11 protein-coding genes and 1 riboswitch are annotated in these 12,280 nt (G+C 62.1%); of the genes, 3 read left to right on the top strand and 8 right to left on the bottom strand.

The features are described 5' to 3' along the window. Positions 1 to 42 precede the first annotated feature (42 nt). From JZY91_RS07535 to JZY91_RS07565, 7 genes are all read right to left on the bottom strand, one after another. Complete coding sequence (locus JZY91_RS07535) at positions 43 to 777, bottom strand: C40 family peptidase (protein WP_234947256.1); 735 nt, start codon at positions 775 to 777, stop codon at positions 43 to 45. A 9-nt stretch (positions 778 to 786) separates the two neighbouring features. After that, positions 787 to 993, bottom strand: a riboswitch (cyclic di-AMP (ydaO/yuaA leader). A 380-nt stretch (positions 994 to 1,373) separates the two neighbouring features. Continuing rightward, positions 1,374 to 3,011, bottom strand: a complete 1,638-nt coding sequence (locus JZY91_RS07540) for a cytochrome bc complex cytochrome b subunit (protein ID WP_234947258.1) — start codon at positions 3,009 to 3,011, stop codon at positions 1,374 to 1,376. Beyond that, positions 3,011 to 4,231, bottom strand: coding sequence for a ubiquinol-cytochrome c reductase iron-sulfur subunit (locus JZY91_RS07545; RefSeq protein WP_234947260.1), 1,221 nt, complete (start codon positions 4,229 to 4,231; stop codon positions 3,011 to 3,013). The genes JZY91_RS07540 and JZY91_RS07545 overlap by 1 nt, the downstream gene beginning before the upstream one ends. Continuing rightward, the gene (locus JZY91_RS07550) at positions 4,228 to 5,076 is read right to left on the bottom strand and encodes a cytochrome c (protein ID WP_234947262.1); all 849 of its coding nucleotides are present in this window, start codon (positions 5,074 to 5,076) and stop codon (positions 4,228 to 4,230) included. The genes JZY91_RS07545 and JZY91_RS07550 overlap by 4 nt, the downstream gene beginning before the upstream one ends. A gap of 21 nt (positions 5,077 to 5,097) precedes the next feature. After that, the gene (locus tag JZY91_RS07555) at positions 5,098 to 5,718 is read right to left on the bottom strand and encodes a heme-copper oxidase subunit III (protein WP_234947263.1); all 621 of its coding nucleotides are present in this window, start codon (positions 5,716 to 5,718) and stop codon (positions 5,098 to 5,100) included. Between the two features lie 406 nt (positions 5,719 to 6,124). Continuing rightward, on the bottom strand, positions 6,125 to 6,556 hold the full coding sequence (locus JZY91_RS07560; RefSeq protein ID WP_234947265.1) for a cytochrome c oxidase subunit 4: 432 nt from the start codon (positions 6,554 to 6,556) through the stop codon (positions 6,125 to 6,127). Between the two features lie 17 nt (positions 6,557 to 6,573). After that, on the bottom strand, positions 6,574 to 7,668 hold the full coding sequence (locus JZY91_RS07565) for a cytochrome c oxidase subunit II (RefSeq protein WP_234947267.1): 1,095 nt from the start codon (positions 7,666 to 7,668) through the stop codon (positions 6,574 to 6,576). A 469-nt stretch (positions 7,669 to 8,137) separates the two neighbouring features. Here JZY91_RS07565 and asnB point away from each other — a divergent pair, with 469 nt between their 5' ends. Beyond that, the gene (asnB, locus tag JZY91_RS07570; protein ID WP_234947269.1) at positions 8,138 to 10,060 is read left to right on the top strand and encodes an asparagine synthase (glutamine-hydrolyzing); all 1,923 of its coding nucleotides are present in this window, start codon (positions 8,138 to 8,140) and stop codon (positions 10,058 to 10,060) included. Further along, positions 10,060 to 11,061, top strand: coding sequence for a S41 family peptidase (locus JZY91_RS07575; protein ID WP_234947271.1), 1,002 nt, complete (start codon positions 10,060 to 10,062; stop codon positions 11,059 to 11,061). Before asnB ends, JZY91_RS07575 begins: the two co-directional genes overlap by 1 nt. A 3-nt stretch (positions 11,062 to 11,064) precedes the next feature. Here JZY91_RS07575 and JZY91_RS07580 read toward each other — a convergent pair whose 3' ends face one another. Next, the gene (locus JZY91_RS07580) at positions 11,065 to 11,409 is read right to left on the bottom strand and encodes an iron-sulfur cluster assembly accessory protein (protein WP_234947273.1); all 345 of its coding nucleotides are present in this window, start codon (positions 11,407 to 11,409) and stop codon (positions 11,065 to 11,067) included. 143 nt (positions 11,410 to 11,552) lie between these two features. Here JZY91_RS07580 and JZY91_RS07585 point away from each other — a divergent pair, with 143 nt between their 5' ends. Beyond that, positions 11,553 to 12,272, top strand: coding sequence for a DUF3043 domain-containing protein (locus tag JZY91_RS07585; protein WP_234947274.1), 720 nt, complete (start codon positions 11,553 to 11,555; stop codon positions 12,270 to 12,272). The last annotated feature ends 8 nt before the right edge of the window (positions 12,273 to 12,280 follow it).

A 12,280-nucleotide genomic window follows, 5' to 3' on the forward strand; every position in this document is an offset into this window, starting at 1 on the left:
GAAGTGGTTCCCGTGACGTGTGGGGTTTGGAGTGTGCGGAGCTTAGAAGCGGACCACAGAGTGGATCGGCATCATGTGCAGCGGACGGATCCCCACCGGGGTGCCACTGTTGAGAGCGTCGATTATCATGCCGTCGCCAATATAGATCCCGACGTGGGAAGCGCCGCCGTAGTACGCAACGATGTCGCCCGGCTGGATCTGGTCCAGCGGCACGCGGGTGCCGGCAGCTGCCTGTGCGGAGGAGGTACGCGGGATGGAGATGCCTGCCTGCGCGTAGACCCAGGAGGTGAAGCCGGAGCAGTCGAACGCGCTCGGGCCGGCAGCGCCGTAGACGTACGGGGCACCGATCTTGGTGCGGGCGATCTCCACGATGCGCTGACCCGTGGAGATCTGCGGAGCCGGAGCGACGACGGGTGCGGAGTACTGCTGCGCGGCGGCAACAGGTGCGTGCTGCGCCTGAACGTTATCCAGGAACGCGTTGAACGTCGGGAGGTTAGCCACGCCCGGCAGTGCCTTCGCGGCATCTACCGCTGCACGTACGTCAACGTTCGAGCTCTGGCCCGCGAGGGACGGGATCCACTGGTCGATGCCCGGGATGGCGGCGATGCCCGGCACGTTCTCAATGCCCGGGATCTCGGCGGCGATCGGCGTGTTGGGGATACGAACCTCAGCTGCCTGCGCGGAAGGAGCCAGCAGCGTTGCACCTGCGACCACAGCGGAAGCTGCGGCAACGGTGCGGGTTACGGTGCTGGTCTCCTGGCGACGGTGCTTAGCCACGAATTAGTCTCCATATCTCTCATCGCCTACCGGGTTAGCTGACGGGTTAGGCTTGAGATCAGCCCTGGCACATTCCGTGACGCGTACGCGCCATCCTTACTGCCATTCACCCCAGGAGATGCAGCCCTAGTTCTTAGCGGCTTGCGGGTGGTCCCCCGGCCCTTAGTTTCTGTGCCCCGGGTGGGGCGAGATTCCAAGAAGCGGCGTTATATGTTTTGTCTTCGTACCTTGCGGCAACGTTCGTTATCGCAATGTCTCGGACAGATTACGAAACGGCAACAACGATGTCCAGCCACCGCGCCGTTACACTTCCGTTACTTTGGAAACTTGCCCCAATCTGGGGGCAAATTCACGGGAGCACCACGCGTAACGACAATCACCCAGCTGATCTAACAGGCCCTTTACCTGGCGTTTTACCTTCACAGACCGGGAAACTGGTTTGGGCGCCGAAGCGTTTTTGCCCGCCAAACGCCGTTTCAGTGACCTTGCTCTCACGACTTGGTTTTACCAATACGTAATGAAAGCGAAAAGCCTCCCCGGTTCGAGCCGGGAAGGCTTTTCAGTGTGACGTGCGTGCAATGCACGCGCCGCGTGAGTTAGTGAGACGCGCTGTCAGTGACGGTTGCGTCACGGTCAGTGAGGTGCTTGCGCTGCTCAAGCTGGCGCAGGGTCTCAACCTCTTCGTGGTGGTACTGCTTCTGCAAGTCGCGGACACGCTCGGTAACACCGAGCTCTGCCGGGCTGAACGTACCGATCGTCTCGGAGTCTGCGAAGCCGAGCTGGTTCATCTGCTTCGGCACGCGGCCGCCGCCGTACTCCAGCGGGATCGGGTGGCCGTGCTCGTCCACCGGGCCGAGCGGCTGGTGGATTTCGACGAAAGCACCGTTCGGGAGCTTCTTGATGATGCCGGTTTCGATACCGTGCTCCAGCACCTCACGGTCGGAGCGCTGCAGACCGATGCAGAGGCGGTAGGTGATGAAGTACGCCAGCGGCGGCAGCACGATCAGGCCGATGCGGCCGAACCAGGTCATGGCGTTCAGCGAGATCTCGAAGAAGTGCGCCACGTGGTCGTTACCACCGGAGATGGTCAGCAGCAGGAAGAAGGTGATGCCCATAACGCCGATACCGGTACGGACCGGAACGTCGCGCGGACGCTGCAGCAGGTTGTGGTGAGCGTCGTCGCCCGTGACAGCCTTCTCGATGAACGGGTAGGAGATCAGCAGGATCACCATGACCAGTGCCATCAGGGCGACCCAGAAGGCACCCGGGATGGTGTAGTTGCCCAGGTAGAGCTCCCACGCCGGCATGACACGAGCCGCACCGTCAGTCCACAGCATGTACACGTCCGGCTGGGAACCAGCAGAAACCTGGGACGGGTTGTACGGGCCAAGGTTCCAGATCGCGTTGATGCTGGTCAGACCGGCCATACCAGCCAGGACACCGAAGACGATCATCATGAAGCCAACGGCCTTCACGGCGAACACCGGGAGGATGCGGATACCGACAACGTTGTTCTCGGTGCGGCCCGGGCCCGGGAACTGGGTGTGCTTCTGGAACCAGACCAGCAGCAGGTGTGCTGCGATCAGCGCCAGGATGATGCCCGGCAGGATCAGCACGTGGAGGATGTAGAAGCGGTCCAGCATCAGGTCGGACGGGAAGTCGCCGCCGAACAGTGCCCAGTGGATCCAGGTGCCGATGATCGGCACCGAGAGGATGATCGCGGACATGATTCGCAGACCCACGCCAGAGAGCAGGTCATCCGGCAGGGAGTAGCCCATGAAGCCCTCGATCATGCCGAGCAGGACCAGGGTGACACCAATGACCCAGTTCGCCTCACGCGGGCGGCGGAACGCACCGGTGAAGAAGATGCGCATCATGTGCGCGAACATGGACATCATGAACATCAGGGCTGCCCAGTGGTGCATCTGGCGGACAAACAGGCCGCCGCGCACGTCGAAAGACAGGTCCAGTGCAGTCGCGTAGGCACGCGACATCTCCACACCGTTCAGCGGGAGGTACGCGCCGTCGTAGATCACCTTGGTGATCGACGGGTCGAAGAACAGCGCCAGGTAGATACCGGTCAGCAGCAGGATGATGAAGCTGTACAGCGCCATCTCGCCGAGCATGAAAGACCAGTGGCTCGGGAAGACCTTGTTCAGCTGGGGCCGGAGGAACCCGGCCACTGTGTAGCGCGAATCAACGTTGTCCGCGGCTTTAGCTTGTTTCGTGCTCATTAGGACTTACGCTCCCAGAATGCCGGGCCGACGGGCTCAATGAAGTTGCCCTTGGCGATGAGGTAACCTTCGTCGTCGATTTCGATCGGCAGCTGCGGCAGTGCGCGTGCGGCCGGGCCGAAGATCGGCTTGCCGTACTGCAGTGCGTCAAACTGCGACTGGTGGCACGGGCAGAGAATGCGGTTCGTCTGCGCCTCGTACAGCGAGGTCGGGCAACCAATGTGGGTGCAGATCTTCGAGTAGGCGTAGTAATCGCCGTAGTGGAAGTCTTCCTGACCCTTGCGCTCGGTGACCTTGCGCGCATCCTGCGAGCGCAGGCGGATCAGCATGACCGCGTTGCGCGGGCCGTGGATCGAGTGCATGTGGTTTTCGTACACGTCGCGGTTCGGATCGTAGAGGTTGCCGTCGTTCACGTCCTCCTCGTACAGCGGGAAGATCGTTTCCATCGACGCTGCTGCCAGATCCTCCGGGCGCATGCGCACCAGGCGGGAAACGCCAGCGGTGGTGTAGTGATCGCCAGCAACACCGGAGTGCTTCTCGGCGATCGCACCAGTGTCGCGACCCAGGTAGATCTTGACGTTCTGCTCTGCCAGAGTCCAGCCGTGGGTCCACAGCGTGCCGTCACCGTTGTAGCCCAGCGGGTGGCGCTTTGCCCACGGGTTCTTGATCAGACCGCCGAGCGGAGCGATAACCATCAGGCCGGCGAGCACGCCGGCGGTGCCCAGGAGGCCCTTCATTGCCTTACGACGGCCGAGAGTGGAAGTCTCCCAAGCGTCGTTCAGCAGAGCGGTGGTGGTGCGGCGATCCAGCTCAGAGGAACGACCGTCGTGGCGGCGCTGCACCGAGATCTCTTCGGGGATGAACTTCTTGACGTACTGAATCATCGCGATGCCGAGGGAAGCAAAGGACAGTGCAGACGTCAGGCCGAGCAGCGGGGTGTACATGGTGTAGGTCCACAGACCCTCTTCACCATGGAACTTCGGCTGCCACGGCCAGAACAGGTAAACGCCGAGGAATGCGAGCGCGGAAATGATGGAGATTGCCAGCCAGACGTTGATGCCTGCTGCGGCAGCCTTCTCGCGCGGATCGCCCTCAACTGGGTAGCGCTCTTTGCGGTACGCCACCGTCACATCGTCGAGCTCGGTGCCAAGCGCAGCCAGCTCCGCATTGCTCATGCGGTCGAGCTCTTCAGTCGTGTAATTCTTCTTCACATCACTCATGAGCGGGATCCAATCCAAATAGCAGCTGCGGCCACAAGGGTCACACCAATCATCCACATAGCCATGCCCTCAGACACCGGGCCCAGTCCGCCGAGACCCCAGCCACCCGGGCTCGGGGTTTCCTTGGAGGACTTGATGAAGGCGATGATGTCGCGCTTCTCATCGGTGCTCAGCTGGCGGTCGGAGAACTTCGGCATGTTCTGCGGGCCGGTCAGCATGGCCTGGTAAATCTCCTGCTCGTTTGCAGGATCAAGCTCCGGGGCGTACTTACCGGAGGACAGTGCGCCACCACGGCCGGTGAAGCTGTGGCAGGAAGCGCAGTTCAGGCGGAACAGCTCGCCGCCGCGGGCGACGTCAGCCGGCTGAATGTTGCCGTCGTAGTTCTTGCCGCGCAGTTCTTCCATTGCCAGGGAGCCGTCCGGGTTGTAGATCAGCTCCGGGCCGCCACCGTTAGCAGCGACGTACGCTGCGAGAGCCAGCGCCTGGTTCTCGGTGTAGCGCGGGCGCTTACGCTCCGCCTGGGCGTCGTTGGACATCATCGGCATACGGCCGGAGTTGACCTGGAAGTACACAGCGCCTTCGCCGGTACCGATCAGAGACGGACCGCGGTCCGCCACACCCTGCAGGTTCGCACCGTGGCAGGTAATGCAGGCAACGTCGTACAGGTCCTTGCCCTCCTGGATCATCGCCTGCTCATCGCGGGCGGCGGTAGCCAACTGAGCGTTCGGAGCAAGTGCGGTGGCCAGGAAGCCGGTGCCGGTCAGGCCCAGAGCGAGGGCTGCTGCACCAGCAAACGTGCGCTGCGTCTTGCGGCGACTGCGCGCCTTGTGAGGTGTCTTTTCCATCATGTTCCCTTTCAGCAGCGTCTACTGGACGATGTACAGCGTGATGAACACGCCGACCCAGATGACGTCGACGAAGTGCCAGTAGTACGACGTCGCCATCGCAGCGGTTGCCTGAGCCGGGGTGAACTTGGACTTGGCAACACGAAGCATGACAACAATGAACGCGAGAATGCCTGCGGTCACGTGCGCCATGTGGAAGCCGGTGATGATGTAGAACACCGAGCCGTACACACTGGACTGGATGGTCACGCCGTGGTGGATCATCTCAGACCACTCGAACGCGACGAGGCCAAGGAAGATGACACCGAGCAAAATGGTTACACCGAACCACTTACGCAGGCCGTACACGTCACCTCGCTCCGCCGCGAACACGCCGAGCTGGGAAGTCACGGAGGAAGAAAGCAGCACGATCGTGATGATCAGGCCGAACATCACATTCAGGTGTGCGGTCTGGTTACCCCAGTCATCCGCCTTGAGGCCGTTTGCGCGCGACGTGAAGTACATCGCGAACAAGCCGGCAAAGAACATCAGCTCCTGGGCAAGAAACGCAATGGTGCCGACGCTGACAATGTTTGGTCGGTTCAGCGCCGATACGCGATCCTGCGGAGTCGCCATACTTTGGTTAGAAATTGCGGTCGTCACGGGTGTGATTATCCCCCGTCCGCACCGTAAAGTCACCTCGATTACCCCCGAATTTTTTCTGAAAGCAGGGCCACAACCTGCCCTTTCTGGTCGCGGCGGGTTCCCAGAAAACTTTTTCGTGTGGCCGGGAACTATTTGGCCCTCAGATACGACTGCTATCCACGCAGGTCAAACGGCAACCCTCCGCGCGGAACGCAGAACCTACGGCGCAACCCGTCCTTACCCAGCAGCCCGACCGTTCCCCCATTCTGACCGCAAAGTTCCCGAGTGTGTTTGACATCACATGGGCGTAGCCTCAACCACCTTTGGGGACCAACTTTCGGTTGACCCCCGGCGTCGGGCAATAAAAAATCCCCGCCGCAGCGGGGATTCTGTGTCCGCGAAGGCGTGCGGACACCGCTTGGTTTTAGTGCTTCTCGCGCGGGATGCCGTACTGCAGGTTGAGCTGCGTGGTCGTCCAGATCAGGAAGATCGCACCGAAGGCCACCAGCCAGAGCTGGTAGAAGGCGATACCCAGGCCGAGGAACAGCACGGCACCGGCCATTGCGAACGGCCAGATGGAGTGCGGGGAGAAGAAGCCGAGCACGCCAGCACCGTCCTCAATCTCCGCCTCTTCCCAGTCCTCCGGAACAACGTCCATGCGGCGCTCGGTGAAGTCGAGGTACACACCGAGCATGAAGGCCATCGCGGTGGCCAGCACCAGTGCCACAGCACCGATCCATTCAAGGCCGCCAGCCCAGGCATCCTCACCGATCCAGCTGGTGGCGATGATGTAGAACACCGCCATCATTGCGAGGAAGGTGCCGATAGCGTAGAAAACTCTTGCGCCAGTTCCCATTTCTCTGCACTCTCTTTCTAAACGTTCGCGTTCGGGTCGGTGAAGTTGTTGCCGTCGCGGGAACCGGTGCGGTCAGACACGAACGGGCGGGTGGAGGTTGCGTACGGAGCCTCACCGATCGCCTTGAGCGCCTCGGAGTTCGGGGCAGCCGGGTTGGCGGTGCGGAATGCGACGTACTCGCGGAACTTGTCCGGGGTCACTGCACGGACCTCGAAGTTCATCATGGAGTGGTAGGTACCGCACATCTCGGCGCAGCGGCCGACGAATGCGCCGGTCTTCTCAATCTTTTCGATCTGGAATGCGCGCTGCTGCTGGTTGTTCTCCGGGTGCGCGTATGCGTCACGCTTGAACAGAAACTCCGGAACCCAGAATGCGTGGTTCACGTCACCGGAAGCAAGGCGGAACTCAATCGCGGTATCGGTCGGCAGGACCAGCACCGGAACCTCTTCGGTGGTGCCAAGAGTCTCGATCTCGTTGAAGTTCAGGTAGGAAATGTCGCCGGCGGAGTAACCGTGAATCGGGTTCGCGTTGTGCATATCCTCCGGGTCGTACTTCGTGGCGTCTGCCAGAGCCTGACGCTCCTTGTCAGTGCCGTCGTAGTCCTGACCGTTCTCGGTGAACTGGCCACCGATCTCGGCGTAACCGAACTTCCAGTTCCACTGGTAGGCGGTGACATCCACGGTCACCTCAGGGTCCTTGTTCAACGCCGTCGTTCGGGTCTGCGCCTGGACGGTGAAGAAGAACAGCACCATGACGATGACAATAGGAACGAGGGTGAGGATGAGCTCCAGCGGCACGTTGTACTGCAGCTGCTTCGGGAACTCGTCCGCGCCCTGCTTCGTGCGCTTCTTGTTACCCCACGCGAAGATGGCGGTGAGGAACAGGCCCCACATGATGATGCCGATGATCCACGCTGCGACCCAGGTCCAGACCCAGAAGTTGTACATCTGGGCGCCTTCCGGAGTGACCGGGTCCGGCCAGCCCATGTCAAGGACGCGAGCGAGGCCGGCCGGGGGCGCTACCTCACAGCCAGCCAGGCCAAAGCCGCCCAGCAGGAGCGAACCCGCAACGCCAGCCTTCTTGGCAAAGCTGCGGTTCTTTTGCTTTTCCACGTGTGTCTGCCTTCCTGTCCACACTGATAACCACGAACGTTCATGAAAATCCCAGAACATTCCTACCCAGACAGAATAGTTGATCCGGTTTTCTTCGTTGGAATTCTCGCCCCAGTCCCCCGTGGCCTCGCGCGTGACAGCGATCTCACTGCCTACTCGACCTCTGTTTAGGCAGTCGACGCTGCGCAAAGCGTGCATAGCGGCACCGGTGTGATGCCTCCCGCCCGAAAGGTCTCGAAAACCTACACCGAAAGTTGGCCCCCGTTCGGGGCACGGCAAAAGATTGAGTGTCCGGTTCACCCCAAGTACTGCTGGATCTCTATTGTTTAGGGCAGCACGGAGCAAGCGTCGAAAAGCGTGTGCTCGAAGAATCACCGCGCCTTCTCATGCGGTGCAGAACGGTCCCGTTTCCAACTTGCACTGTATTAATAAGGGCGCGGGTGACTTAAGAGAGGTTGAGGTCAAAGCTATGTGTGGCCTGCTAGCAATGCTTACCGCCGCAGGGGGTGGCGCCCAGTATGTCGGCGCGGTGGAGGATGCCCTGAAGTGCATGTACCACCGCGGACCGGACGCAGCCGGCACCTGGCACGATGAGGACGCGGTGTTCGGCTTTAACCGGCTGGCAATCATCGACATCGAGCACTCGCACCAGCCGCTGCGTTGGGGTCCAGAGGATAACCCGGAGCGCTACGCGCTGACGTTCAACGGGGAGATTTACAACTACATCGAGCTGCGCGAGGAACTCACTGAGGCGGGCTACAGCTTCAATACCTCGGGTGACGGTGAGCCGATCGTGGTGGGTTTCCACCACTGGGGCAAGGACGTGGTGAACCACCTGCGCGGCATGTTCGCGTTTGTCATCTGGGATACGCAGGAGCGGACCATGTTCGCGGCGCGCGACCAGTTCGGCATCAAGCCGCTGTATTACGCCACCACGGACCGCGGCACGGTGTTCGCGTCCGAGAAGAAGTCCATCCTCGAGATGGCGGACGCGCTTGGTCTCGGTTTAGAGCTGGACCGCCGCGCTATCGAGCACTACGTGGACCTGCAGTACGTGCCGGAGCCGGAGAGCCTGCACGCGCAGATCCGCCGCGTCGAATCCGGCTGCACCGTCACCCTCTCCCCCGGCGGCGAGGTTGTCTCGGAGCGCTACTTCAAGCCGACGTTCGAGGCCCGTCCGGTGCCGAAGGGTCAAGAACAGGACCTGTACGACCGTATTGCAAGGGCGTTGGAAGATTCCGTCGAAAAGCACATGCGTGCAGATGTGACTGTGGGATCCTTCCTCTCCGGCGGTATCGATTCCACGGCGATTGCCGCGTTGGCGAAGCGCCACAACCCGAACTTGCTCACGTTCACCACCGGTTTTGAGCGCGAGGGCTACTCCGAGGTGGACGTTGCGGCGGAATCTGCCGCAGCTATCGGCGTGGAGCACATCGTGAAGATTGTCTCGCCGGAGGAGTACGCGGACGCGATCCCCAAGATCATGTGGTACTTGGATGATCCGGTGGCGGACCCGTCGCTGGTGCCGTTGTTCTTTGTGGCGCAGGAGGCGCGCAAGCACGTCAAGGTTGTGCTTTCGGGCGAGGGCGCGGACGAGCTGTTCGGCGGCTACACCATTTATAAGGAGCCGCTGTCCCTCGCGCCGTTTGAGAAGCTGCCCACCCCGCTCAACCGCGGCCTGAACCGGTTGAGCCGCATTCTGCCGGACGGTGTGAAGGGCAAGAGCCTGCTAGAGCGCGGCACGACCCCCATCGAGGACCGTTACTACGGCAATGCGCGCTCCTTCAACTTCGCCCAGCTGCAGCGCGTCCTGCCGTGGGCGAAGCCGGAATGGGACCACCGCGAGGTCACCGCGCCGATCTACGCCGCATCCACCGAGATGGACCCGGTGGCGCGCATGCAGAACCTGGACCTGTTCACGTGGATGCGCGGCGACATCCTGGTCAAGGCTGACAAGATGAACATGGCGAACTCCCTGGAGCTTCGCGTGCCGTTCCTGGACCGCGAGGTGTTCGAAGTCGCTCAGACCATCCCGTTCGACCAGAAGATCGCCCACGGCACCACCAAGTACGCGCTGCGCAAGGCGATGGAGCAGATCGTCCCGGAGCACGTGTTGCACCGCAAGAAGCTGGGCTTCCCGGTGCCGATGCGCCACTGGCTGGCTGGTGACGAGCTGTACGGCTGGGCGCAGGACACCATCGAGCAATCGCTTACCGACGACATTTTCAACAAGCGCGAAGTGCTGGAAATGCTCAAGGAGCACCGCGACGGGGTGTCCGACCACTCGCGCCGCCTGTGGACCGTGCTTGCGTTCATGGTGTGGCACGGCATCTTTGTGGAAGAGCGCATCGATCCCCAGATCGAGCACAAGGACTACCCGGTCAAGCTCTAGTGAAAACCGCGACGAAGATCTGGCGGGCGCTGGGCGCGCTGGCGCTTGTCGTGCTTTTGCTCGCCGGAGTGGGGTTCTACCTTTACGGTCCCATTCTGACCGCGAAACTCACTGGCTCGGCACGGTTCTTCGGCACCGATACGCCGAAGCGCTACGCGGAGACTGTTCTCCAGCTCACGGACTTGGGTGTGTACGCGGATTCCCCTGCGCACTCCGAAGCCCGGGCAGCCGCCTTGGACGCGTCCGCGAGTGCGTCCAGCCGCGAAGAGCTGTACCCGCTGCTAGACACCGCAGTCGACGCCGCGGGCGGGAAGCATTCCATACTGCTGCGACCGGGAGAGGACGTGCAGGAGGATGAGGGCACGGGTTCCGCCAGCACCGTGGGTGTGGAGCTGGACGGGGGCGTTGCCGTGGCCACCGTCCCGGCGGTCTCGCGTCACGACGACGGGCAGCGCTACGCCGACACACTCGGCGAAGGCCTAGCTGCTACGAGGGACGCCGGCGCATGCGGCGCGATTGTGGATCTGCGCGGTAACACCGGCGGCAACATGTACCCCATGCTGGCGGGCGTGTCTCCGCTGCTTCCGGACGGCCCCGCGTTTTACTTCCAATTCGCGTTGGGAGACATGGCGGTAGAGGTCGATGGAAACACGGTCTCCCCCGCCGGTATGGCGCTAAGCCAGCCCGCAGGAAAATGGGATGCGCCGGTTGCGGTGTTGGTGGATGACCAGACGGGTTCCTCCGGCGAAGCAACCATGCTGGCGTTCCGCGGATTGGAGCGCTCGCGCAGCTTCGGCTCCCCCACCGCCGGCTACGCGTCCGCTAACTCCGTCTTCGATTTCCCGGACGGCAGCGTGCTTCTGATCACGCAGGCCTGGGACAAGGCTCGGACCGGGGAGGTGTTCGGCGAGGATCCCATTGCGCCGGACACCGATGCCAACCCGGGCGAAGCAATGCCGGCAGCCAGGGAGTGGCTGCGCGGCGAATTCGGGTGCGGCTAGCGCTTAGTTAAAGGAATCGCCGCAGGCGCAGGCGCCGCCAGCGTTCGGGTTGTCGATGGTGAAGCCCTGCTGCTCGATGGTGTCAGCGAAGTCGATGGTTGCGCCGGTGAGGTATGGCACGCTCATCTTGTCCACAACCAGGCGCACGCCGCCAACCTCATCGGCCTTGTCGCCGTCCAGGTCACGGTCATCAAAGTAGAGCTGGTAGCGCAGACCGGCGCAGCCACCCGGCTGCACGGCGATGCGCAGGGAAAGGTCGTTGCGGCCTTCCTGGTCCAGCAGGGCCTTCGCCTTGGCCGCAGCGGCCTCGGTCAGGATCACGCCAGTGGTAGAGGTAGGTGCAGACATTAGGTTCTCCTTAGCTAGTTCTGGAGCGTGGCCCCAGGGTACTCCAACTAGGCGGTGCAACCACGAGCCGGTGTCTTGTATTCCACCGACGCTTCCGCGCACCGGCTCTTCCCCTCGCCAGGTGGGCTTGTAGCCTAGAGGGCGTGAAACTCCCTTGGCAGAAATCCGAGCAGACCGCTGGCGGGTCGACGAAGGTCGAGTTGCCTGACACGGGCACCAAAGCCGCAGCTGCAACCGACGGTGCGGAAGAGGCACCCAAGCTTCCGAAGGGCTACACCCCGCCGAAGGGAAGGCCTACGCCGAAGCGCCATGACCAAGAGGTCAAGCGCGGTGTGGTGCGTGACCCGAACGCGATGACGCCGGCACAGCAGAATCAGCGCAACAAAGAGCTGAAGAAGTCCATGTCCAAAGAGGAGTGGAAAGCATACAAGAAGGAGCAGCGCGAGCAGAACCGCGCCGCAAGCCGGGACCTGCAGGCAAAGATCGACGCTGGCGATGAGCGTTACCTGATGGAGCGGGACAAGGGCGAGGTCCGCCGCTTCGTGCGCGACTGGGTGGATTCCCGCCGCTTCTTCAACAACTACGTCATGCCGCTCGCGCTGGTGCTGCTGTTCATCCTGCTCATCGGCACTTGGCTGCCGCGCGTTGCGGCCTTCCTCTCCCCGATCACGCTGGTGTTCATGCTGACGATCTTCATTGAGGCCTTCTTCATCGGCGTCCGCGCCAACAACGCGGTCAAGGAGAAGTTCCCGGATACCACCGATACCGGCTTCGGCCTGGGCATGTACGCGTTCTCCCGCGCATCCCAGCCGCGCCAGTGGCGCTCCCCGAAGCCGCAGGTGCCGGTGGGTTCCAAAATCTAGGTAGGCCC

It is taken from the genome of Corynebacterium sp. CNCTC7651 (genome assembly GCF_021496665.1).
Classification (GTDB): domain Bacteria; phylum Actinomycetota; class Actinomycetes; order Mycobacteriales; family Mycobacteriaceae; genus Corynebacterium.